This is a genomic window from Kurthia sp. YJT4 (assembly GCF_030219945.1).
Taxonomy (GTDB): Bacteria; Bacillota; Bacilli; order Bacillales_A; family Planococcaceae; genus Kurthia; species Kurthia gibsonii.
This window is the reverse complement of record NZ_CP126689.1, coordinates 2,993,773-3,017,126: the sequence shown is the minus strand read 5'-3', so window position 1 is coordinate 3,017,126 and position 23,354 is coordinate 2,993,773. Positions and strand designations below refer to the sequence as shown.

23 protein-coding genes are annotated in these 23,354 nt (G+C 36.5%); 19 read left to right on the top strand and 4 right to left on the bottom strand.

The genetic code is table 11. The features are described 5' to 3' along the window. The first annotated feature begins 56 nt into the window (after window positions 1-56). From QN089_RS15130 to QN089_RS15090, 9 genes are all read left to right on the top strand, one after another. Window positions 57-470: a MarR family winged helix-turn-helix transcriptional regulator gene (locus QN089_RS15130; protein WP_240626025.1), complete on the top strand. Its 414-nt coding sequence runs from the start codon at window positions 57-59 to the stop codon at window positions 468-470. 17 nt (window positions 471-487) lie between these two features. After that, on the top strand, window positions 488-1,693 hold the full coding sequence (locus tag QN089_RS15125) for an MFS transporter (RefSeq protein WP_068457137.1): 1,206 nt from the start codon (window positions 488-490) through the stop codon (window positions 1,691-1,693). Window positions 1,694-1,759: 66 nt separating this feature from the next. Beyond that, window positions 1,760-2,515: an SDR family NAD(P)-dependent oxidoreductase gene (locus QN089_RS15120; protein WP_285215631.1), complete on the top strand. Its 756-nt coding sequence runs from the start codon at window positions 1,760-1,762 to the stop codon at window positions 2,513-2,515. 38 nt (window positions 2,516-2,553) lie between these two features. Next, entirely contained in the window at window positions 2,554-3,000 is a 447-nt protein-coding gene (locus tag QN089_RS15115) for a MarR family winged helix-turn-helix transcriptional regulator (RefSeq protein WP_087681994.1), read from the top strand. A gap of 302 nt (window positions 3,001-3,302) precedes the next feature. Beyond that, entirely contained in the window at window positions 3,303-4,496 is a 1,194-nt protein-coding gene (locus QN089_RS15110; RefSeq protein ID WP_068457144.1) for an ABC transporter substrate-binding protein, read from the top strand. A gap of 76 nt (window positions 4,497-4,572) precedes the next feature. Beyond that, complete coding sequence (locus QN089_RS15105; protein WP_068457147.1) at window positions 4,573-5,451, top strand: branched-chain amino acid ABC transporter permease; 879 nt, start codon at window positions 4,573-4,575, stop codon at window positions 5,449-5,451. A gap of 11 nt (window positions 5,452-5,462) precedes the next feature. Then, window positions 5,463-6,413: a branched-chain amino acid ABC transporter permease gene (locus QN089_RS15100; protein WP_068457151.1), complete on the top strand. Its 951-nt coding sequence runs from the start codon at window positions 5,463-5,465 to the stop codon at window positions 6,411-6,413. Between the two features lies 1 nt (window position 6,414). Then, on the top strand, window positions 6,415-7,191 hold the full coding sequence (locus QN089_RS15095; protein ID WP_285215630.1) for an ABC transporter ATP-binding protein: 777 nt from the start codon (window positions 6,415-6,417) through the stop codon (window positions 7,189-7,191). Continuing rightward, window positions 7,191-7,898 (top strand): ABC transporter ATP-binding protein, encoded by a 708-nt coding sequence (locus tag QN089_RS15090; protein ID WP_068457159.1) that lies wholly within the window; start codon window positions 7,191-7,193, stop codon window positions 7,896-7,898. Before QN089_RS15095 ends, QN089_RS15090 begins: the two co-directional genes overlap by 1 nt. A gap of 144 nt (window positions 7,899-8,042) precedes the next feature. On the opposite strand, the gene QN089_RS15085 is transcribed toward QN089_RS15090, so the two are convergent. Continuing rightward, window positions 8,043-8,744 (bottom strand): DUF6904 family protein, encoded by a 702-nt coding sequence (locus tag QN089_RS15085; protein ID WP_068457162.1) that lies wholly within the window; start codon window positions 8,742-8,744, stop codon window positions 8,043-8,045. A 179-nt stretch (window positions 8,745-8,923) separates the two neighbouring features. Here QN089_RS15085 and exaC point away from each other — a divergent pair, with 179 nt between their 5' ends. From exaC to QN089_RS15065, 4 genes are all read left to right on the top strand, one after another. Next, window positions 8,924-10,444 (top strand): acetaldehyde dehydrogenase ExaC, encoded by a 1,521-nt coding sequence (gene exaC / locus QN089_RS15080; protein ID WP_068457165.1) that lies wholly within the window; start codon window positions 8,924-8,926, stop codon window positions 10,442-10,444. 23 nt (window positions 10,445-10,467) lie between these two features. Continuing rightward, complete coding sequence (locus QN089_RS15075; protein WP_285215629.1) at window positions 10,468-10,833, top strand: DUF779 domain-containing protein; 366 nt, start codon at window positions 10,468-10,470, stop codon at window positions 10,831-10,833. A 113-nt stretch (window positions 10,834-10,946) separates the two neighbouring features. Then, complete coding sequence (locus QN089_RS15070) at window positions 10,947-12,374, top strand: aldehyde dehydrogenase family protein (RefSeq protein ID WP_285215628.1); 1,428 nt, start codon at window positions 10,947-10,949, stop codon at window positions 12,372-12,374. Between the two features lie 116 nt (window positions 12,375-12,490). Further along, a complete protein-coding gene (locus tag QN089_RS15065; RefSeq protein ID WP_068450058.1) occupies window positions 12,491-12,979 on the top strand; it encodes an acyl-CoA thioesterase in 489 nt (162 codons plus the stop codon). 46 nt (window positions 12,980-13,025) lie between these two features. Here the strand turns inward: QN089_RS15065 and QN089_RS15060 are convergent, their stop codons facing one another. From QN089_RS15060 to corA, 3 genes are all read right to left on the bottom strand, one after another. Further along, on the bottom strand, window positions 13,026-13,652 hold the full coding sequence (locus tag QN089_RS15060) for a histidine phosphatase family protein (RefSeq protein WP_068450061.1): 627 nt from the start codon (window positions 13,650-13,652) through the stop codon (window positions 13,026-13,028). Between the two features lie 99 nt (window positions 13,653-13,751). Next, window positions 13,752-15,056, bottom strand: a complete 1,305-nt coding sequence (locus QN089_RS15055) for a globin-coupled sensor protein (protein WP_087681992.1) — start codon at window positions 15,054-15,056, stop codon at window positions 13,752-13,754. 625 nt (window positions 15,057-15,681) lie between these two features. Continuing rightward, complete coding sequence (gene corA / locus QN089_RS15050) at window positions 15,682-16,647, bottom strand: magnesium/cobalt transporter CorA (RefSeq protein ID WP_087681991.1); 966 nt, start codon at window positions 16,645-16,647, stop codon at window positions 15,682-15,684. 136 nt (window positions 16,648-16,783) lie between these two features. On the opposite strand from corA, the gene QN089_RS15045 reads away from it, so the two are divergent. The 6 genes from QN089_RS15045 to radA all read left to right on the top strand — a co-directional run bounded on the left by QN089_RS15045 (window position 16,784) and on the right by radA (window position 23,312). Further along, a complete protein-coding gene (locus QN089_RS15045) occupies window positions 16,784-17,098 on the top strand; it encodes a DUF4870 domain-containing protein (RefSeq protein WP_068450068.1) in 315 nt (104 codons plus the stop codon). Between the two features lie 161 nt (window positions 17,099-17,259). Further along, complete coding sequence (locus QN089_RS15040; RefSeq protein WP_068450070.1) at window positions 17,260-17,730, top strand: CtsR family transcriptional regulator; 471 nt, start codon at window positions 17,260-17,262, stop codon at window positions 17,728-17,730. 17 nt (window positions 17,731-17,747) lie between these two features. After that, entirely contained in the window at window positions 17,748-18,302 is a 555-nt protein-coding gene (locus QN089_RS15035) for a UvrB/UvrC motif-containing protein (protein ID WP_285215627.1), read from the top strand. Then, the gene (gene mcsB, locus QN089_RS15030) at window positions 18,292-19,395 is read left to right on the top strand and encodes a protein-arginine kinase McsB (protein ID WP_087681988.1); all 1,104 of its coding nucleotides are present in this window, start codon (window positions 18,292-18,294) and stop codon (window positions 19,393-19,395) included. The genes QN089_RS15035 and mcsB overlap by 11 nt, the downstream gene beginning before the upstream one ends. Then, window positions 19,385-21,823: an ATP-dependent Clp protease ATP-binding subunit gene (locus QN089_RS15025; protein WP_068450076.1), complete on the top strand. Its 2,439-nt coding sequence runs from the start codon at window positions 19,385-19,387 to the stop codon at window positions 21,821-21,823. The genes mcsB and QN089_RS15025 overlap by 11 nt, the downstream gene beginning before the upstream one ends. A gap of 109 nt (window positions 21,824-21,932) precedes the next feature. Continuing rightward, the gene (gene radA, locus QN089_RS15020; protein WP_285215626.1) at window positions 21,933-23,312 is read left to right on the top strand and encodes a DNA repair protein RadA; all 1,380 of its coding nucleotides are present in this window, start codon (window positions 21,933-21,935) and stop codon (window positions 23,310-23,312) included. The last annotated feature ends 42 nt before the right edge of the window (window positions 23,313-23,354 follow it).

Genomic DNA, 23,354 nt, shown 5'->3' with positions numbered 1-23,354 from the left:
TATTTAGTGAAACTAAAAGTTACCCTAAGTAACTAAATGTGAAAGGAGGAACTGATTTGGCACATATATCATCATTGTTCCATCAAATCATTTTATTTTATCGACCTTTTGAAACGCATTTGAATGCGATTTTAGCAGACCATCAATTGCATCGTGCGCAGTGGTCAATTCTTTATTACTTAGAGAAAAATGATTCAATAACTTTAGTTGAATTAGCACAGTTACAAGGAGTTGAAAAACCGACTGTGACAAGGACTGTTACAAAATTAGAGGAAGCTGGTTTAATTAAACCTATCGCAACACATGATAAACGAGAGAAACGCATAACCCTAACAGAACAAGGAAGAACACTATATCATCAAGTTCGTATCCCAATTGATGCATTCGAACATCGTTTATTGGAGGGAGTTTCAGAGGAAGAACAGCAGCAGATGATTGAATTGTTAGTAGCGTTAAGAGAAAAAATTTAATAAAAAGAAGGAATAATATGAGTAAGACAAAAGCAGCTTTATGGACACCACAATTTATTGTGATGTCAGCGATTAATTTTTTATTAATTGTTATTTTTTATTTATTGATGGTAACAATCGGCAAATTTGCGATTAGTGAGTACGGAGCAACAACAAGTCAAGTTGGTTTAGTAACAGGTATTTATATTATTGGTACATTATTAGGACGATTATTTACAGGTCGTGTCATTGAACAAATTGGACGCAAAAGAGTATTATTATTTGGTTTGCTCTTTTTCATTGCAACTACGGGATTATATTTCATTCATGCAGGAATTATTCTTTTATTAGTATGCCGTCTTGTACATGGAATTGGGGTAGGGGTTGCCTCTACAGCAACTGGAACCATTGTTGCGCAAATTTTGCCTCCATCGCGTAAAGGTGAAGGAATTGGTTATTTTGCAATGAGTGCAACACTAGGTACAGCAATTGGTCCTTTTATTGGACTATCTATGGTTCAACATACAACATATTCTGTTATTTTTATGATGTGTATGATAATCGGTATTATTAGTTTCTTACTTGCTGTATTCACAAAAGTACCTGGTGCTGAATCAACTACGGTAGTACAACCAACTGAAAAATCAAAAGGAAGTTTTATTTCACAATATATTGAACTAAAAGCAATGCCAATTGCCATTGTGACTTTTTTAATGTGCTTTGGTTATGCAGCAATTTTATCTTTTATTAGCTTGTTTGCAAAAGAACGTAATTTAGAAGTAGCTTCTAGTTACTTCTTTATCGTTTATGCAATTGCTGTTTTATTAACACGACCTGTAACAGGGAAAATGCTAGATCGTTTCGGTGGAAACTCCGTCATGTATCCTTGTTTTATTTTCTTTGGTACTGGATTAATTTTAATGAGCTTTGCACATTCAGCTTTTATACTCCTCTTAGCTGGTATTTTAATTGGTATTGGGTATGGTAATTTATCATCTGGTGCCCAAGCACTGGCTATTAAGTTAACGCCTCCACACCGTATGGGACTCGCTACATCTACTTACTTTATTGCGTTAGACGCCGGTTTAGGTGTAGGACCATATCTCTTGGGGTATGTGATTCCTGTATTCGGATATAGTGTCCTATATACCTCGCTTGGTATTTTCATTTTCGCACTCATTCTTCTCTATTACGTAGTCTATGGTAAAAGAGAAAGAATGTTAAAAGTTTCACAATTAAGTTGAAAACGTTTTAAAACTAAATGTTTTAGTGTTAAAATATGCATGGACATATTTTAAGGAGTGAAATACATGGGAAAGTTAGAAGGTAAAGTAGCAATTATTACTGGAGGAGCTGACGGTATCGGAAGTGGTATGGCACGTGCAATGGCTAAAGAAGGTGCAGTTGTAGCAATCGTTGATTTAAACGAAGAAATGGGTAAAGCGACTGAAGCAGAACTTCAAGCGATTTCTCCAAAATCATTTTTCTTAAAAGCCGATTTAATGGATCATGCAAATCTTCCAAACATTGTAGAAACAGTGGTTGAAAAATGTGGTAAACTAGATATTCTAGTAAACAATGCACACGTTTCAAAACAAGTGCCACTAGCAGAAACAACACAAGCACACTTAGATCTATCATTTGGTACAAGTTTCTACCCTACATTCTATTTAATGAATGCTGCATTACCACACTTAAAAGAGACAAAAGGTAATATCATTAACTTTGCATCAGGTGCTGGTCTTTCTGGCCATAAAACACAAGGTGCTTATGCAGCAGCAAAGGAAGCAATTCGTGGATTATCACGTGTAGCAGCAAATGAATGGGGCGAATTCGGTATTAATGTCAATATCATCAGTCCATTAGCATACACTCCAGGCGTTGAAGCTTGGTCAAAATCACAACCAGAGTACTATGAGCAAGTTCGTAATCAAATCCCACTAGGTCGCTTTGGTGATGTAGAACAAGACATCGGTCGTGTAGCTGTATTCTTGGCTTCAGATGATTCTTCATATATCACTGGTCAAACTCTAATGGTTGATGGTGGATCATTAATGCTTCACTAGAAACGATGATTTTCGTGGCTATTGAGGAGGATATAGTTGTGAAGGATTCAAATTTATTTCAAGTTATACACAAAACGGAGTATATTAATAACTCAAACATCTATCATTTTACAAGACGTTTTCCGCATAAATTAGGTGTAACGCCTGTACTTGTACTCTCTGAACTTTTACAGCATGGTGCTTTAAAGCAAACTGTGTTAGCAGAAAGAATGGGATGTACACCTGGTGCTATGACAAATATTGCGAATAAACTTGTAAAATTGGGTTATGCGAAGCGTGTTTACAACGAAGAAGATCGTCGTCATGTGCTCATGGAAATTACTGATGCAGGTGTTTCAGTATTAAAAGATGCACAGGTACAAGGACGAAAAGTACATCAAGAATTATTTGAAGTATTAACTGATGAAGAACTCGAACAATATTTAAATATTACTGAGAAGTTATTAGAAGCTTCAATAGCACGAAATCAACAATATAAGCCTTAGTTTGAAAAGAGGAGAATTTTTAATTCTTCTCTTTTTTGTATTATAAAAGAGAATATTTATTTATTCGAAATAATTTTCTCGTAAAAGGCTTGAAGTTAAGCTATATAAGGACTTTTATATAAAAAAACTAGTTTAAAGAATTAATTTTATTTAAAAATTTAGAATTTACAGAAAATTAATGTAGACGAAATAAATGTAATCATTTAAAATGTGAATTGTTAGATGAAAGGGAAGTATCATTTATATTTCTGAACAAGTATCATTACATAATTCAGAAAAATCAGAATTTAAGGGGGATTCATATGAATAAAAAATTAAAACGGTATGGTTCGGTATTTTTAGCAACTTCTTTTGTTTTAGCAGCACTTACAGGATGTGGAGCAAAAGATTCATCAGGGGGTGGCAGTAAAGACGACGCAAAAGAAATCAAGTTAGGCATGAACTTAGAGTTGTCAGGTCCTGTAGCTTCATATGGCTCTGGTATCGCAAATGGTGCACAACTTGCGATTGACGAAATTAATGCCGATGGTGGAATTGACGGTAAGAAAATCACAGTAGTTAAAGTAGATAATAAATCTGATTCTGCCGAAGCAACAACAGCTGCTTTGAAGTTAGCTACACAAGACAAAGTAGTTGCGCAAATTGGTTCTGCAACATCGGGTAATACACTTGCCTCGGTAAAAATTGCGAATCAAAACAAAATGCCAGTTATCGGACCATCTGCAACGTCACCAAACGTAACAGTCGATGAAAAGACAAATAAAGTAAATGACTACGCATTCCGTACATGTTTCATCGATCCATTCCAAGGTAAAATTGCAGCTAACTTTGCCATTGATACATTAAAAGCGAAAAATGTAGCGATTTTCTCAGATAGTTCAAGTGACTATGCAAAAGGACTGGCAAAATCATTCAAAGAGACAATCGAAAGTAAAGGTGGAAAAGTCGTTGCACAAGAAGCATATGTAGCAAAAGATACAGACTTCAAATCAACACTTACACGTTTAAAAGCTAAAAATCCTGACTTTATTTATATTCCAGGATACTACGAAGAAGTGGGTATTATTGTAAAACAAGCACGTGAAATAGGTATTACAGCACCACTAATGGGTGGAGACGGTTGGGATTCGCCAAAATTAGTTGAATTAGCAGGAGATGAAGCACTGAATAATACGTACTTCACAAATCACTATTCAGCTGAAGATCCAGACAAGCGTATTCAAGATTTCGTAAGTGCATATAAAAAGAAATACGATAAAACACCAGATGCATTCAATGCACTTGGTTACGATACAGTTTATTGGTTGAAGGATGCAATTGAGCGTGCTGGATCAACAGATGGTGAGAAAGTCCAAAAAGCATTAGCTGATACAAAAGATTTAAGTCTTGTAACAGGTACATTCTCAGTCGATGAAAATCATCACCCTGTAAAAACAGCAACAGTACTTGAGTTTAAAGAAGGCAAACAAGTATTCAACTCAAAAGTAAATCCTTAATAATGAGCTGAATAGTAAGAGAGTGTCTAGTTTACGCTAGGCACGCTCTTTTACTTTAATGATAGGAGAGGTGCAAATGGAGTGGTTACAACAACTCATTAATGGTATATCGCTTGGCAGTATTTATGCGCTAATTGCATTAGGATACACAATGGTATATGGCATTATTAAACTAATTAACTTTGCACATGGTGATGTATTCATGGTCGGGGCATTTGTAGGTTTCTATGCTGTCACGTCTTGGCAAATGGGCTTTTTCCCAGCACTCATCATTGCGATGATTTTATGCGCAATACTTGGCGTAGTAATCGAAAGACTCGCATATAAGCGATTACGAAATTCTACGAGGATTGCAGCACTTATTACAGCAATTGGTGTTTCATTATTAATTGAATATGTCACAATCTATATTCGCGGTGCACAACCCGAAGCTTACCCAAAAGATTTAGTTGCCAATAAGCAATTTAATTTATTCGGTGCAGATATTAGTTCGCAATCATTATTAATTTTAGGTGTATCGATTACATTGATGATTTTATTACAGTTTATTGTACATAAAACGAAGGTTGGTAAAGCGATGCGTGCGGTATCACATGACGCGGAAGCAGCAAAATTAATGGGAATTAATGTAGACAATACAATCTCAGCTACATTTGCGATTGGATCTGCATTAGCAGGTGCAGCAGGCGTTATTTTCGGATTATATTATACAAAGATCGACCCTTTAATGGGTGTTATTCCAGGAATGAAGGCCTTCGTTGCAGCAGTATTAGGTGGAATTGGTAGTATTCCAGGAGCGATGACAGGCGGTATGATTTTAGGTGTTATTGAAACAATTGTAAGTGCAGTTGGCTTCTCACTGTGGAGAGATGCAGCCGCATTCATTATTTTGATTATTATTTTAATCTTTAGACCAGCAGGTATTTTCGGTAAAAATACCCGCGAGAAAGTGTAGGTGGCGGCCTTATGAAAAAGTCTAAAGTGTTTTGGATATATACTGTTTTGGCGCTTGTTGTATATGCAGTTGTTCAATTCATGATTACGAGTGGACAGTTAGATGCATATTATACAAACTTAATGATTACGATTTTAATTAATATTTCGTTAGCAGTCAGTCTTCACCTCGTTATTGGAATCACAGGGCAGTTCTCAATCGGACACGCTGGGTTCTTAGCGGTTGGTGCTTACATTTCTGCGATGTGTACAATGAATTTTAATATGCCATTCATTGTGAGTTTAATTATCGGTGCATTGGCAGCGGCAGCAATGGGCTTCCTAATTGGTATGCCGACACTTCGTTTACGAGGTGACTATTTAGCGATTGCAACACTCGGTTTTGCTGAAATCATTCGTATTACGTTTTTAAACTGGGAGTTCGTAGGTGGTGCCTCAGGCTTCCAAGTAGATCAGCAAACAACATGGACATTCGCATTCTTTGCGACACTTGTGACGATTATTGTTATTTCAAACTTTACGAAATCACGTCATGGCCGTGCATGTATCGCAGTAAGAGAAGATGAGATTGCAGCAGATTCAATGGGGATTAATACGACATTTTATAAAGTAATTGCCTTTGTGATGGGTGCATTCTTTGCCGGTCTTGCGGGTGGATTATTCTCGCACAATTTCTATATTATTCTGCCATCACAATTTGGTTTCTTAAAGTCATTTGATATTTTAATCTATGTTGTACTTGGCGGTTTAGGAAGTATGTCAGGTGCGATTATCGCAGCAACACTTTTAACAATTATTTCTCAGTATCTACAAGAGTTCCCAGAGACGCGTATGATTATTTACAGTTTAGTTTTAATTATTGTGATGCTATATCGTCCTTCGGGTTTAATGGGTACGAAAGAAATTACGGATATTTTTAAAACAAAAAAACAACGTAAACCTGTAGCGAAGGGGGAAGATTAGCATGAATAACCCTTTATTAAAAGTAGATCAAGCAGGAATTCAATTTGGTGGTTTAAAAGCTGTTTCAGGTTTGAATATGGAATTATATCAAGGTGAGTTAATTGGACTAATTGGACCGAATGGTGCGGGAAAAACGACAACATTCAACATGTTAACAGGTGTTTATAAACCGACAGAAGGTGCCATTTATTTTGATGGTAAAAATACAAAAAGTATGTCGCCTCACCAAATTACTAAAAGTGGTGTGAGCCGTACATTCCAAAATATTCGTCTATTTAAGGAATTATCGGTTTTAGATAATGTAAAAGTAGCGAATCATTCATTAGCTAAGCACTCTATCTTAAGCTCTGTTTTACGTCTACCATCTTTTTTCAGAGGCGAAGAAGAGATGGAGAAAGAGTCGATTGCTTTCTTAGAGATATTTGGACTTAAAAAATATAAAGATGAACTTTCTAAAAATCTACCTTATGGTATGCAACGTCGTTTAGAAATTGCGCGCGCTTTAGCAGCAAAGCCGAAGTTATTATTACTTGATGAACCAGCTGCTGGTATGAACCCACAAGAAACAAAAGAATTAATGGAATTGATTGCACTCATTCGAAAACGTTTTGATTTAACGATTCTATTGATTGAACATGATATGGGGCTTGTGATGGGCATTTGTGAACGAATCTATGTACTTGATCATGGTCAATTAATCGCAGATGGATTACCAGAAGAAATTCGAAATAACCCGAAAGTAATTGAAGCTTACTTAGGTCAGGAGGTTGATGAGTGATGTTGAAAATCGAGAACCTAAATGTATATTACGGTAATATTCAAGCGCTTAAAGGTGTATCACTCGAAGTAAATGAGGGCGAAATCGTTACGTTAATTGGCGCGAATGGTGCAGGCAAAAGTACATTGCTCAAAACAATCTCAGGGTTACTTCGTCCGAAGCAAGGAACGATTGAATATTTAGGTTCATCTATCAATAAAAAAGCAGCGCAAAGTATTGTAAAGACGGGAATCTCACATGTGCCAGAAGGTCGTCGTGTCTTTTCGAATATGACAGTTGAAGAGAACTTAGACTTAGGTGCATACTTGCGACGTGATCGCGCGAATATCTCGAAAGATTTAGAGCGCGTATTCGAGTTATTCCCTCGACTACTTGAACGTCGAAAACAACCTTCAGGTACATTATCTGGTGGTGAACAGCAAATGCTCGCAATGGGCAGAGCCATTATGGCAAAACCAAAGCTGTTACTCTTAGATGAACCTTCTATGGGCTTAGCACCTTTAATGGTTAAAACGATTTTTGAAATTATTGAAGAAATAAATCGTAATGGTACAACTATCTTACTTGTGGAACAAAATGCGCATATGGCATTATCGATTGCGGAACGTGGTTATGTAATTGAAACAGGTAAGGTCGTATTGTCTGGAGATGCGAAAACATTACAAGCATCTGATGAAGTACGCGCTGCCTATTTAGGTGGTATTTAAAACAAGCTGGGATATAAGTGTGAAAACACCATCTCACAAGAGCGTAATAAAAACTGGAATTGCGCTATGGCGCGGTTCCAGTTTTTCGTTGCGAACGTTAAAAAATGTTTTGTCCTAACCTGTTTATTTTGAACTACCAATGATTTAGTCTGCTTGTAAGACAATTCTATGTATTGGTAGATTAGATTCTTTTGCAGTACGATTTAGCATGTTTTTAAAACAAGTGTATTCAAAATCACGTATATGGAATTTTTTAAGAATGTGAGGTAGGTATATCATTTTAGTTTCTTGGGGTAGAGCCAGATATTTAGCTGTGATGAGATCGACATATTGTGCAATGAATTGACGAAAGTCGTGAGGGGCGCTAAAAAATAATGTAGCGATTTGAGACTTATTAATGAGCGTGATTTTTGAGGTGAAACATTCGAACACGAGGGACTCGAATTTTCGAATGACCATAATATGAGTTTGTGTGAATGGTTGTTCTTTATGAGTTGTTGTTTCTTCAATAAAATGATTTAAGCAGAGAACTGTAAACAGCATTTTTGGCCAACATTTTTCAAAAGAGAAATAAATATTTTCTTGTGGAAATGGAATAACAAACTCTTCTTGTAATTCGTCGTAAATGCCATTATAGGTGGTCTCGATAGCAACTTCGCCTTCGATTGCTTGTTCAAGTTCGCGACAAAAACGAAGTACATAATTTTTTTGTACATGATTTGTACAATTATTTTCAATAGATGTATGAAGTAATTGTTCAATAGCTTTTTGTAGTTCTTTTAAATCCCAATAATCACCACTTATACGGATGTTTTCTAATTGTTCTGTATTTAGTACGGCTAACACATAAATACCTCCTTTTTGGAACTTATACCCTAGTATTTTAAAATAAATACCATACTTTGAAAGTTAATAGTTGAAAAATATTGAATTTTAAGACAAAATAAAGTCAAAGATACACAAAAATTCTGTTTAAGACGTAATTTTTCTTGTGTATTGAATGATTGCAGAGGAGGAAATTTATCATGATTTATGCAAATCCAAATACAGCAGGTGCCGTTGTAGAGTTTAAACCGCAATATGAAAACTTTATTGGGGGCGAGTGGGTTCCACCGGTAAAAGGTCAGTATTTCGACAATATTACACCAATTACAGGTGAAGCTTTTACACGCATTCCAAAGTCAACACCTGAAGATATTGAATTAGCACTTGATGCGGCACACGCTGCAAAAGATGCTTGGGGTAAAACATCACCAGCACACCGCGCGCAGGTTTTAAATGCGATTGCTGATCGTATTGAAGAGAATCTTGAAAAAATCGCTGTTGCTGAGACGTGGGAAAATGGTAAGGCAGTTCGTGAAACATTAAATGCAGATATTCCATTAGCAGTAGATCACTTCCGTTATTTTGCAAGTGCAATTCGTACACAAGAAGGCTTCTCTTCTCAAATTAATGAGGATACAATTGCTTACCACTTCCAAGAGCCACTTGGTGTAGTAGGACAAATCATTCCTTGGAATTTCCCTATTTTGATGGCTACATGGAAGCTAGCACCAGCTTTAGCTGCAGGGAACTGTGTTGTATTAAAACCAGCTGAGCAAACACCAGCTTCGATTCTATATGTTGTGGAGTTAATCCAAGATTTATTACCACCAGGTGTTTTAAATATCGTAAATGGTTTTGGTGCAGAAGTAGGTAAAGCTTTAGCAACAAATAAGCGTATTTCAAAAATTGCATTCACAGGTTCTACAGCAGTAGGTCGCCTAATCATGCAATATGCGACTGAGAATATCATTCCTGTAACACTTGAATTAGGTGGTAAATCACCGAATATCTTCTTCCCAGATATTATGGAAGCAGATGATGACTTCTTAGATAAAGCAGTAGAAGGATTCGTTATGTTTGCACTTAACTCTGGTGAAGTATGTACATGTCCATCACGTGCATTAATTCATGAATCAATCTACGATGAATTTATGAAGCGTGTTCTTGAGCGTGTTAAAGCGATTAAAATCGGTAACCCACTTGATACAGAAACAATGATGGGTGCACAAAACTCAAATGAGCAATATCAAAAAATCATTTCTTACCTAAAAATTGGTAAAGAAGAAGGCGCTGAAGTTCTTGCAGGTGGCGATGTAAATGATTTAGGCGAAGAATTCGCAAATGGTTTCTACATCCAGCCGACTGTCTTTAAAGGTACGAATGATATGCGTGTATTCCAAGAAGAAATCTTTGGTCCAGTTGTAGCCGTTACAACATTCAAAGACTTCGATGAAGCAATTAAGATTGCGAATGATACAGACTACGGTTTAGGTGCAGGTGTATGGTCACGTCATGGCGATACAGCTTACAAAGCAGGTCGTGCAATTCAAGCTGGTCGTGTATGGACAAACACATATCATCAATATCCAGCAGCAGCAGCATTCGGTGGTTACAAAATGTCGGGTATCGGACGTGAAAACCACAAAATGATGTTAGATAGCTACCAACAAACGAAAAACTTACTTGTAAGTTACGCTGAAAAGCCACAAGGATTCTTCTAAATCGAATAGGAGGTGAAGCAAATATGGTGAAGCGTGTAGAAGTAACACCAGAAGCTTTACAAATGATTCGATTTTTAAAAGAAAAGCATGGCCCAATCATGTTCCATCAGTCTGGTGGATGCTGTGAAGGTTCTGCCCCTATGTGTTATAAACAAGGTGATTTTCAAGTAGGTAGTGTAGATTTATTATTAGAAACAATAGATGGAGATGTTCCATTCTATATGCATGAGGCTTTGTATCGTTACAATAAACATACACAAATTATTGTAGATCTTATCGATGGATTTGGTAGTGGCTTTTCACTTGAAAGTTTAGAAGGTAAAAGTTTTCTATCACGGAGCCGCATGTTTACAGATGAAGAGTATGCAGAAATAAAAAAGAGTCTCTAAAAAAGCGAGAATTGTAGATTTCTACAGTTCTCGCTTTTTCTTCTATGATTAAAATTATTTTAAAAGTGTATACAATAAGCGTATGATAGTAAAAAAGCATAGGAGGAGATTACATGATTAAAACAAGTTTATGGATTGATGGTCAGTGGGTAGAAACGGTGAAGAAAGATACGCTAAAAGGCCCTTATGATGGTGAAACCATTGCGGAAGTTGCACGTGCTACTCCTGAACAAGTATCGGTTGCGATAGAAGGTGCACACCGTGCCTATATAAAATTTAAAGAAAAGACAGCTTATGAAAGAGCCGAAATTTTACATCGCGTATCTGAAATTATGAAAGATAAAAAAGAAGAACTAGCTAAAATGATTACAATGGAAGCAGCGAAGCCTTTAACAGCTGCTTTAGGTGAATTAGATCGTACAATTGCAACGTATGAGTTTGCGGCGGAGGAAGCAAAACATTTACATGGTGAAACAGTACCTTTAGATGCAGCGCCTGGCGTACGTGATCGAATTGGTTGGACAAAAAGAGAATCACTTGGTGTCGTATCTGCTATTACACCATTTAACTTTCCGTTCAATCTAGTTGCACATAAATTAGGGCCTGCTTTTGCTGTAGGTAACGCAGTTGTATTGAAACCAGCTTCTCAAACACCTTTAAGTAGTATTGCGCTAGCTGAAATATTTAAAGAAGCAGGATTACCAGATGGAATGTTACAAATTGTAACGGGAAAAGGTAGTGAATTAAGTGAGATTCTTGTAACACATCCATTAGTTAAAAAGGTGACATTCACAGGTAGCAGTGCTGTCGGAATGAAGATTAAGGAACAAGTAGGCCTACGTAAGATTACACTTGAACTTGGATCTAACGCAGCAGTCATTGTTGAACCAAGTACACCAATCGATAAGATGGTGAAACGTTGTGTAGATGGCGCATTTGGTTTTGCAGGACAAGTATGTATTTCAGTACAACGTATTTATGTACATGCGTCGATTTATGAAGAATTCACAAAAGCTTTTGTAGAAGAAACAGAAAAGCTAGTTGTAGGTAGTCCAATGGATCAAAAAACAGATGTAAGTGCAATGATTCATCCAAAAGAAGTAACGCGTATTAAAGAATGGGTGGATGAAGCAGTAGCAGACGGTGCAAAGGTAGCGACAGGTGCAGAATATACAGAACGTACGATGAAACCAACTGTGATATTAAACGCTAAACATGATGCGAAAATTATTAAACAAGAAACATTCGCACCGATTGTATCAATTATTCCATATGGCACATTAGACGAAGCGATTCAATATGTGAATGAATCAGATTTAGGCTTAAATGCGGGTATTTTCACAATGAATATTGAAGATGCTTTAAGAGCAGCAGATGAGATTGAAGCTGGCGGCGTTATTATTAATGATATTCCAACATTCCGCACAGATAATATGCCATATGGCGGTGTGAAAACGAGTGGTTATGGACGAGAAGGAATTAAATATGCTGTTCAAGAAATGTCTGAAATGAAATTCATTACTATAAAAACAAAACTGTAATAATATATTTTCATTGTGTATAGGTACAGAATATTTATTTTAATATGTAAATAATGGGTGTGTTTCATTTTATTTATGTTAAAATAGATACAGAAAATAAAAAAGGAGTGTTGATCATGTTAGAAGCGATTCCAATGTCAAATTCACGTACAGTTCAAACAAGGCTGGTTGCTCCACCTGATACCAACTATATGAATACAATTTTTGGTGGTAAGGTATTAGCGTATATCGATGAAATTGCAGCAATTATTTCGATGAAACATTCTAAAATGGAGACAGTTACAGCATCTTTTGATTCAGTGGATTTCTTCTCACCAATTCGTGCAGGAGAAATTATGGAGTTAGAAGGAATTGTCAGTGCAACAGGTCGCACTTCGATGGAAGTTTATATTCGTGTATCTTCACTTAACATTCAAACAAAAGAACGAAAATTAACAACTGAATCTTTTGTAACGATGGTAGCGATTGATGCAGATGGGAAACCTCAAGCTGTTCCACCTGTTTTCCCTGAGTCAGAAGAAGAAAAGAGACTGTTTGAATCAGGTCCACTGCGTCGTGCTCATCGTAAAGAAAAAAGAAATATGCCACATTCATTCTTTTTATAAATATAAAAAACACCTTTCACGCGAATATGCTGGAAGGTGTTTTTTGTTAGCTATTCTGTTTTTGCATGTGTTCTGTATCACCAATGCATTCAAAGTGTACATCACCATTTTTCTTTAAATGAAGTACGGTTAAACTCGTTCCGTGAATGAAGGGAGGATCCCACACATGATCAATGGATTGATTTTGAAAATGAGCAATCAATAGTTTCTTTACAACGGCATGTGTGACGATTAAAACAGGTTCATCATCTTCGTAATCTTCTATTACATCTTTAATTACTGGAAGTACACGTTGTAATACATCTTCAAAAGTTTCACCTTCTTCAGATTTATATTCTGTTGGGTGATTATAATAATGATGATACTGTTCAGGATATGTTCGCTTAATTTCGCTATCCGTCATGCCTTGCCACTCACCTACGTTAATTTCGCGTAGTTGTTGTTTAAAGAAAATAGGGATTTGGCGTTCACAACAAATAAATTTCGCAGTATCCACTGTTCGACCGCTAGAACTAGCATAAATAGCACTAAAAGGAATTTGCGCCAGTCTTCTACCAAGCGCGATTGCAGCTTGTTGACCCTCTTGCGTAAGAGGGGAATCAAACCAGCCTTGCATTCTCTTTTGTAAATTCCATTCTGTTTGCCCATGTCGTGTAAGATAAATTTTAACCATATTGAACCCTCCTCCATCTGCATGGACATATTGTAGCGAAGAATGAAAAAAATAGATAGCCTATATCGCATGGATTAGCTATCTATTTCATATTTCGTTTTAATTTAACTCATAAGTAACTTCTAATAGTTGTTCAGCAGAATTACATACTTGAATTGTACCCTCTGTTAAATCATCTAATAAACGTGAAATTGTATTTACATCTTCTGTTGTACTTTCATTGATTGCTTGAATACCACTCACAGCTTCAACAATTGTATGGAAGCTAGTAGATAAATCATCCTGCATTTGAACACCTTCGTTAATTTGTTCATCAACATCGTTTACGGATACAGACATATTTTCAATATTATTTTCAGTTTCTAAAATTAATTTGGATACATTTTGAACAGCTGATTTTGTTTCTTCAGCTAATTTACGAACTTCTTCAGCAACAACAGCAAAGCCTTTACCATGCTCCCCAGCACGTGCTGCTTCAATTGATGCATTCAATGCTAATAGGTTTGTTTGGTCGGCAATACCTGTTACTAAATGAACAATATCATTAATTTGTTTAGAAGAGATTTTCAATTTAGACATGGTTTCGTCAAGCATTTGGACGCTTGCAGACATTTTTTGCATTAATTCATTTTGCGTATGTAGTAATGCGCGACCATTTTCAGATTTTTCTTTTGTTGAATTTACAAAGTCTAAACCTTGTTTTGTAGAAGAAGCAATTTCATCAGCTTGGCGAGATAGTGATTGGATTGCAGCGGTTGTTTCTTCACTAATCGCATTTAATTCTTCTGAAGTATTTTGAACTGTATGAATAACTTGTTGTTTTACACGACCGTGTTCATCACGAATGGCATCCACTCGATTTTCATAAGCTTCAATAACAATTTGCTGTTCAAAGTTAATCAGTTTTGTAAATGCTTTAATTGCTTGAGCAGATTCACGTGTTGAAATTTGTAAATCTTCAATAAAGTCAATGAATGAATTTGTTAGTGATTGGAATGAGTTTAAGTACCATTTTGAAGGTAGACCAATCTTAACGTGAACGTGTGCAATAATTTTTCGCTGTTCAATATATTGTGCATCAATTCGTCCATCGAACATTTCGCTGATATGCTTTGTTAGCGTTACTTTTAAACGATCAATACTAGAGTTCTGTGAAATCATATGTGTTAATTCAGGTGCTTTTACAATCGCATCATAGAATGCATCTGTCATATGTACAAAAGTATCTGCTGCAACAAATTTTAATTGATGAATAATAGCTAAGTCCTCTAATGTTAAACTAAGTAGTTCAATTTGTTTTTGTAAGTGCTGATTATGTGATAAATCAATTTTGACGTTTTTCTTATATTGTTCTATATCGAAAAAAGTCTCGTTCTTTGTCTTTTTCGAACGGTTCCAAATCATAGATGAAGCCTCCAAAATATTATAGTAAAAAAGTCTTTCTAATCTTAAAAGGGTATGTCATTTCTTTAGTCTTGTTTTTTGAAAAAGAATAAGTAATAAGTTTTAAATGTTGGGGTGTATCATCTAATAATTTATCATTTTATTAAGAAAAAGAGAACCGTATTCAACGAAAAAAAAGAGATTTCACATAAATTTCTATATATTTGTGTTTATAGCAACAGAAATATAAAATGATGATTTAAATCGTTTTTTTGAAATAAAAAGAGTATAAAATGTATTTAACAGTGAAAAAAGTTAAGTAATAATAAAATATGAGTAATTCATATGGTTATTAATGAATACATGATATTTTTTTGATTCGTAAATAGGTTGAAAATAAAGAGCTTACAACAGAGTAAAATTAGAGTGTTTCAAACACGGATAATCAAATTAATTAAATGCATAGAAAAAATAATCCCTGCTCGCGAAACGCATCAAGGCAAAATTAAAAGGTATGAGTCCGATACAATATCGAACGCATACCCAAACCATTGCCTGATGAAATAACCGTGTCTAACTTTTAGGCGTCATTTCAATCATACGGGGTTTCCGCTGTTTAAAATACTACTGTCTTAGACATACCTTACTAATCATCTTTAAAAAATCCAAGCCAACCACGTTTTTTAAATAGCATGAGCATCGCAAATACGATGAAAATCATAAGTCCTAATGTAATGAAGTATCCATAATGCCAATTCAATTCGGGCATATTCACAAAGTTCATGCCATAAACTCCTGCGATGAATGTGAGTGGGATAAAAATAGTTGATACAATGGTAAGCGTCATCATAATATTATTCATACGAATTGCGTTCATTGACATATGACTATCTCGCATGTCAGCAGTTAATTCACGATTTGATTCAACCATTTCAGTCAATTTCACGAGATGGTCGTGTACATCACTAAAATAGGCTTTTTCTTTTTGTGTTAAATTTAGGCGGTTTGAATTTAAAATCCGATATAACAAATCACGCATTGGGAGAACCGTTCTTCTTATATGGAGTAAATCATTGCGGAGATCGAATACATCGTTCATTAAGTCTACGCTATTTTTATAATCTAACTGATCTTCAATGGTATTAAGTCGATCTTCAATAGTAAAAACAAGGGGGAAAAACTCATCGACAATTTTATCGATTGTTTGATACATGATGAAAAATGTACCGCGATCCCAGCGATTCGGATGACTTTCTAATTCACGTTTGACGATTTCAAATTCGTGAACAGGGAATTGATGATATGAGACGACAAATTTAGAAGAAATAAATAGACTAATCTCCTCAGATGTTAGTTCTTTTGGGTTTAATTTATGGACAACAGTGAAATAATAATCATCATAGTAATCTATTTTTGGACGCTGTAAACGCATCAAGGCATCTTCTACAGCTAGGGGATGAAATTGGAAAAAAGTATGCAGTAATAAATTTTCTTTTGCAGTAGGTTCTGAAAAATCAACCCAAAACCAATCGAAACGATCTTCTTTAATATGTTCTAAAGGGAAGTTTTCCACGAGCTGCTGGTCTTTTGTAAGACCTAGAGTGTAAATCATTTTGTCACCTCTTCACGATCTATTTACTCTATATCTTCCCATAATTTAATTTTTTTGTCACATCATCACAAAAATAAAATGAAACGGATGACACTGTTCATGCGTATATATAAGAAAGAAAAGGAGCGTGTTTTAGATGGAACAAGACAATAAATGGATTAAAGTTGTACTACACTCAAGTGCATATTATTTACCGATTCTACTTCCATTACTCTTTATGCTCTTAATTGATGATTCGAGAGTGAAAAGTTTATCACTACAAGCATTGTTATTCCAAATTGTTATGTCAATTCTTATTGGTATTTCAGTTGTATTCTCGTATGTGTTAATTGGAATTCCGTTTTTAATCGTCTTTGGATTAATGGGGTTCATTGTTCCAATTATCGGGATTATTCGTGCATTGCAAGGTGAGTATTGGAATTATCCAATCGTTGGACGCTGGGTTAAATAATCATAAATAGACAGATATTCTAATTGTAATGGTTAGGATGTCTGTTTTTTTATAAAACAAAAAAGGAACGAGCATTTTTATTGCAATTTATAAAACAATTTATTTATAATATAGTCAAAGATAGTCAAAGTCAGCTTGATTAAAGGAGGTGGGGACTCGACATGAAGAATATGTCGAATATTATTGAGGCGTATTTGAAAGAAATTATTGAAATGGGCGGTAATGGACACATTGAGATTAAACGAAGTGAGATTGCAGACCGCTTCCAATGTGTACCGTCGCAAATAAATTACGTCATCAATACAAGATTCACAGTAGAGAGAGGTTATATCGTCGAAAGTAAACGTGGAGGTGGGGGGTATATTCGCATTTTACGTGTACGTACGAACTCGAAAACAGAACTGTTAGACGATATTCTATCTCAAATCAATTATCAAATCTCGCAAACGGCTGCAGAGGATATTGTACATCGCTTAACTGAAGAGCAAGCAATTACAAAACGTGAGGCAAAGCTCATTCTTACTGCTATGGACCGAGAAGTCATTGCGATTGATTTACCATATCGTGATCAGCTCCGCTCTCGTATTTTACAAGCAATGCTAGTAGCACTGAAGTATGAAAAAGAATCTTAAAAGAAGGTGTATAGAGGATGATCTGTGAAAACTGTAAACAACGTCCAGCTACTGTCACCATTACGATGACAAAAAATAATGAAGAAGTCGTAAAACACTACTGCGAAGTTTGCAGTGGGCAACAAGATTATTTGCATATAGATGAAGAAGTAAAGCCTGTGACAATCGAACAAATCTTTTCGGACTGGTTTGGTATTCCAACATGGTCATCCAACGCACCTCAGTCAAAACAACCATCGCAAGAAAAGCAGCAATGCGAGACATGTGGTATGACGTACCAACAGTTTTTAAAAGAAGGTAAATTTAATTGTCCAAATTGTTATCATGCTTTTTATGAACGTTTGCCTGAAGTATTTAAAAGACTTCATAATGGTGCAACAGAACATACTGGTAAGATACCGGGCGGATTAAATAAAACATATCAAATTAAAAAAGAGATTGAAGTATTACGTCAGAAGATGAAATCAGCTGTAGAGCAAGAAGAGTTTGAAGAAGCAGCAAAACTTCGAGATGAGGTAAAGCAACTTGAAAAACAGTTAACGCAAGGTGGTGCAGCGAACGATGAAAATTGATCATTTTCTAAAAGGTGACAATATTAGTTGGATGGCTGGCGATGGTGAGCACGGTGATATTGTCATGAGTACACGTATTCGTTTAGCGCGTAACATGTCCGCGTATCGTTTCCCACGTGCCTTTAGTGAAGAAGAAGCGATGGCTGTTGATCGTCAAGTGAGCAGTGCTTTACTCGACTGTGAAACACTTCAAACACCACTCTATCATTTTGATTTGGGGCAAAGACCTTCTTTGCAAAAACAAATTTTAGTAGAGAAGCATTTAATTAGTCCGCAACTTGCGAAAAAAGAACGGATTGGTTCGATTCTCGTATCTGAAGATGAATCAATTAGTGTCATGATTAACGAAGAAGACCACATTCGTATTCAATGTTTAGAACCAGGACTTAATCTTAAAAAAGCGTTACTAAAAGCAAATGAAATTGATGATTGTATTGAAAAACAAGTGAACTATGCATTTGATGAACAATTTGGTTATATGACTACTTGTCCGACGAATGTAGGAACAGGGTTACGTGCTTCCGTCATGATGCACTTACCAGCTCTTACGATGACGAATCAAGTTCGTGCCTTAATCAACATGATGCCACGACTAGGTTTAATCGTACGTGGAATCTATGGTGAAGGAACCGAAGCTGTAGGGAATTATTATCAAATTTCAAATCAAGTAACACTTGGTAAATCAGAAGAAGAAATCATTCAAGAATTGGAAACAATTGTAGAACAAGTTGTTGCAAAAGAAGTAGAAGCTAGAAAGGCGATGTTAGAACATGCGCCGATTGCAATTTCAGACCGTTTGCATCGCTCGCTAGGAGTCTTACAAACAGCTCGAATCCTATCGAGTACAGAAGCTGCGAATTGTTTATCTAACGTGCGTTTGGGTATAGATTTAGGTATCATACAAAGAATTCCAAATGAAGTTTTAAATAAATGTATGCTGATTATGCAACCAGGCTTCTTACAACAATATACAGGTACAACATTGAAGCCAAATGAGCGAGATGTGTACCGCGCGACATTGATTCGCGACATGATTGGCGAAGCATGCCAACATAAATTGGAAGATGAAGGAGAGGACTCATATGATGTTTAATCGATTTACACAAAGAGCTCAAAAAGTATTGCAATTAGCACAAGAAGAAGCCGTTCGTATGAAGCATGAAGCGATTGGAACAGAACACATCTTACTTGGATTAATTCGAGAAGGTGGCGGAATCGCTGCAAAAGCTCTTGAGGCTATTGAAGTGAGTCCTGAAATGATTGAAGAAGGCATTGAAGAACTTGTTGGTACAGGTTCTAAAAATGTTGGGCCAATCGTTCATTACACACCTCGTGCTAAAAAAGTCATTGAGTTATCAGTAGATGAATCTCGTAAATTAGGTCATTCATATATCGGAACAGAGCACATTTTATTAGCTCTTATTCGTGAAGGTGAAGGTGTTGCTGCACGTGTATTAAATAATGCAGGTGTTAGCTTAAATAAAGCGCGTCAACAAGTGTTACAACTGCTTGGTAGTGCAGATGCAGGTCAAAATGGTAATGCTGCTGCACCGACAGCAAATACGCCAACATTAGATAGCTTAGCGCGTGATTTAACAGAGATGGCGCGTGAAGGTAATTTAGATCCAGTAATTGGACGTAGTAAAGAAATTACACGTGTGATTGAAGTATTATCTCGTCGTACAAAAAACAACCCTGTTATTATCGGTGAACCAGGTGTAGGTAAAACAGCGATTGCAGAAGGATTAGCACAACAAATTGTGAATAATGAAGTGCCTGAAATCCTACGTGATAAGCGTGTTATGACACTTGATATGGGAACGGTAGTTGCAGGTACAAAATATCGTGGTGAGTTTGAAGATCGCTTGAAAAAAGTGATGGACGAAATACGCCAAGCAGGTAACGTTATCTTATTCATTGATGAGTTACACACATTGATTGGAGCGGGTGGTGCAGAAGGTGCAATTGATGCATCAAATATCTTAAAACCTTCTCTAGCGCGTGGTGAACTACAATGTATCGGTGCAACAACATTAGATGAGTATCGTAAATACATTGAAAAAGATGCTGCATTAGAACGTCGTTTCCAACCAATTCAAGTAGATGAACCTTCTGTAGAAGAAGCGATTCAAATTATCGAAGGTTTACGTGATCGTTATGAAGCGCATCACCGTGTGAAAATCTCAGATGTTGCAGTAGAAGCAGCTGTTAAAATGAGTGACCGTTACATTTCAGATCGTTTCTTACCAGATAAAGCGATTGACTTAATTGACGAAGCAGGTTCAAAAGTACGCTTACGCTCTTACACAACACCTCCGAACTTGAAAGAGTTAGAAGTTCAATTAGAAGCACTTCGCTCAGAAAAGAATGAAGCGGTGCAAAGTCAAGAGTTTGAAAAAGCGGCGAACCTACGCGATTCTGAACAAAAATTAGTAGCGCAATTAGAAGAGACAAAGAAACAATGGAAAGAAGACCAAGGTCGTTCAGAGTCTGAAGTGACAGTGAATGATATTGCAGAAGTTGTTTCGATGTGGACAGGCATTCCAGTTGCAAAACTAGAACAAGAAGAGTCTACAAAGTTACTAAATTTAGAAGAAGAATTACACAAACGTGTAGTAGGGCAAAGTGAAGCAGTTGAAGCAATCTCTCGTGCGATTCGTCGTGCTCGTGCAGGGTTAAAAGATCCAAAACGTCCGATTGGTTCATTCATCTTCTTAGGACCTACTGGTGTAGGTAAAACAGAATTAGCTCGTGCGTTAGCTGAAGTTATGTTCGGTGAAGAAGATGCGATGATTCGCGTTGATATGTCTGAGTACATGGAAAAACATTCTACTTCTCGTTTAGTTGGTTCACCTCCAGGCTATGTAGGATTCGACGAAGGTGGTCAATTAACAGAAAAAGTACGTCGTAAACCATATTCAGTTATCTTACTAGATGAAATTGAAAAAGCGCATCCAGATGTATTCAACATTCTATTACAAGTACTAGATGATGGGCGTTTAACAGACTCAAAAGGACGCGTTGTTGATTTCCGTAACACAGTCGTTATTATGACTTCAAATATTGGTGCAGAAGCATTGAAATACCGTAAATCTCTTGGTTTCGGCGCACAAGAGAAAAAACAATCACAAGAAAATTCAAAACAAGTGATGTTAGAAGAACTGAAAAAAGCATTCCGTCCAGAGTTTTTAAACCGTGTGGATGAAATGATTGTCTTCCATGCACTTGAGAAGAAAGAGTTGAATGAGATTGTTGAAAAAATGGCAGCTCAATTAACAAAACGTCTAAAAGAACAAAACATTGAATTAGAATTAACAGAAGCTGCATTAGATCGAATTGCAAATGAAGGTTATGACCCAGAATATGGTGCAAGACCACTACGTCGTGCAATTCAGAAAAATGTAGAAGACCGTTTATCAGAAGAAATTCTAAAAGGTACAGTTCTAACAGATCAAGTTGTTGTATTTGATGTACAAGATGGCGATTTTGTTGTTCATGTCAAAGAAAAAGCGAAAAACTAATTTTAGATAGGTGAAAACCTGTACGAAATTAAAATTCAAAAACACTCCAAACAGACGTTTGGGGTGTTTTGCTTTATAATAAGGGAATATGAATACGGAGGTGCACAAAGTGGCAAAGAAAAAAACAAAGTTTATGTGTACAGGGTGCGGTTATGAAGCACCAAAATGGATGGGGCGTTGTCCAGGTTGTGGTGAATGGAATACGATGATTGAAGATGTTGAGATTGTACAAAAAGGCCCTCGCGGTGCATTCCAACATACAGTGAGTAAATCACAACAAAAAGCCATGCCGATTATTTCAGTCGAAACACAAGAAGAACCACGTGTACAAACAGAATTACACGAGTTGAATCGCGTGTTAGGTGGTGGTGTTGTACCAGGTTCGCTTGTCTTAATCGGTGGCGACCCAGGGATTGGGAAATCGACATTATTACTACAAGTGTCTGCTTTATTATCGAATCAAGGACATCGCGTTTTATATATATCTGGTGAGGAATCAGTTCGCCAAACGAAGCTACGCGCAGAACGCTTAGGGGTAAAATCTGCTGAACTCTATATCTATTCTGAAACAAATTTAGAATTTTTACATGAAACAATTGAAGAAGTACAGCCGAAGTTTGTGATTGTCGATTCCATTCAAACCGTACATCATCCAGAAGTAACGAGTGCACCTGGGAGTGTATCGCAAGTACGTGAATGTACAGCGGAATTAATGCGTATTGCAAAAACGAAAAATATCGCTATTTTCTTAGTTGGTCACGTAACGAAAGAAGGGCAAATTGCAGGACCGCGTATTTTAGAACATATGGTAGATACCGTTCTTTATTTTGAAGGAGAACGTCATCACACATATCGTATTTTACGCAGTCAAAAAAATCGATTCGGTTCTACGAATGAAATTGCGATTTTTGAAATGTTGCAAGGTGGGTTGAAGGAAGTACTAAATCCATCAGAGTTATTTTTACAGGAACGTTCACAAGGTGCGCCTGGCTCTACAGTTGTCGCCTCAATGGAAGGAACAAGACCGATCCTAGTAGAGATTCAAGCTCTTGTAACACCATCAAGTTTTAACTATCCAAAACGCATGGCAACAGGATTGGATCAAAATCGAATTTCATTATTAATGGCTGTTTTAGAAAAACGTATGGGTTTAATGCTACAAGCACAGGATACTTATATTAAAGTAGCAGGTGGTGTAAAGTTAGACGAACCTGCCATCGATTTAGCCGTCCTAGTATGTATCGTATCGAGTTTTAAAGATGCGAATGCTAACGCTACGGACTGTTTTGTAGGTGAGGTTGGTTTAACGGGTGAAGTGCGACGTGTATCACGTATCGAACAACGTGTTCAAGAAGCAGCGAAACTCGGTTTCAAACGCGCGATTATTCCGGCATCTAACTTAGGTGGTTGGGAGTACCCAGAAGGGATTCAAGTAATGGGTGTAGAGACCGTAAACCAAGCTTTGAAAATTGCGTTCAAAGAAATGTAATGATTTCAAAAAGAAAATGACAAAACGTCCACCTCAAAAGAG

What these genes read in the sequence shown, in the direction of transcription:
- QN089_RS15065 (WP_068450058.1), top strand. Translation starts at nt 12,491, where the DNA reads ATGTTAGAAGCGATTCCAATGTCAAATTCACGTACAGTTCAAACAAGG.
- QN089_RS15125 (WP_068457137.1), top strand. Translation starts at nt 488, where the DNA reads ATGAGTAAGACAAAAGCAGCTTTATGGACACCACAATTTATTGTGATG.
- QN089_RS15110 (WP_068457144.1), top strand. Translation starts at nt 3,303, where the DNA reads ATGAATAAAAAATTAAAACGGTATGGTTCGGTATTTTTAGCAACTTCT.
- QN089_RS15070 (WP_285215628.1), top strand. Translation starts at nt 10,947, where the DNA reads ATGATTAAAACAAGTTTATGGATTGATGGTCAGTGGGTAGAAACGGTG.
- QN089_RS15055 (WP_087681992.1), bottom strand. Translation starts at nt 15,056, where the DNA reads ATGATTTGGAACCGTTCGAAAAAGACAAAGAACGAGACTTTTTTCGAT.
- QN089_RS15105 (WP_068457147.1), top strand. Translation starts at nt 4,573, where the DNA reads ATGGAGTGGTTACAACAACTCATTAATGGTATATCGCTTGGCAGTATT.
- QN089_RS15120 (WP_285215631.1), top strand. Translation starts at nt 1,760, where the DNA reads ATGGGAAAGTTAGAAGGTAAAGTAGCAATTATTACTGGAGGAGCTGAC.
- mcsB (WP_087681988.1), top strand. Translation starts at nt 18,292, where the DNA reads ATGAAAATTGATCATTTTCTAAAAGGTGACAATATTAGTTGGATGGCT.
- QN089_RS15035 (WP_285215627.1), top strand. Translation starts at nt 17,748, where the DNA reads ATGATCTGTGAAAACTGTAAACAACGTCCAGCTACTGTCACCATTACG.
- QN089_RS15045 (WP_068450068.1), top strand. Translation starts at nt 16,784, where the DNA reads ATGGAACAAGACAATAAATGGATTAAAGTTGTACTACACTCAAGTGCA.
- QN089_RS15100 (WP_068457151.1), top strand. Translation starts at nt 5,463, where the DNA reads ATGAAAAAGTCTAAAGTGTTTTGGATATATACTGTTTTGGCGCTTGTT.
- QN089_RS15075 (WP_285215629.1), top strand. Translation starts at nt 10,468, where the DNA reads ATGGTGAAGCGTGTAGAAGTAACACCAGAAGCTTTACAAATGATTCGA.
- QN089_RS15060 (WP_068450061.1), bottom strand. Translation starts at nt 13,652, where the DNA reads ATGGTTAAAATTTATCTTACACGACATGGGCAAACAGAATGGAATTTA.
- QN089_RS15090 (WP_068457159.1), top strand. Translation starts at nt 7,191, where the DNA reads ATGTTGAAAATCGAGAACCTAAATGTATATTACGGTAATATTCAAGCG.
- exaC (WP_068457165.1), top strand. Translation starts at nt 8,924, where the DNA reads ATGATTTATGCAAATCCAAATACAGCAGGTGCCGTTGTAGAGTTTAAA.
- QN089_RS15040 (WP_068450070.1), top strand. Translation starts at nt 17,260, where the DNA reads ATGAAGAATATGTCGAATATTATTGAGGCGTATTTGAAAGAAATTATT.
- QN089_RS15025 (WP_068450076.1), top strand. Translation starts at nt 19,385, where the DNA reads ATGATGTTTAATCGATTTACACAAAGAGCTCAAAAAGTATTGCAATTA.
- QN089_RS15095 (WP_285215630.1), top strand. Translation starts at nt 6,415, where the DNA reads ATGAATAACCCTTTATTAAAAGTAGATCAAGCAGGAATTCAATTTGGT.
- corA (WP_087681991.1), bottom strand. Translation starts at nt 16,647, where the DNA reads ATGATTTACACTCTAGGTCTTACAAAAGACCAGCAGCTCGTGGAAAAC.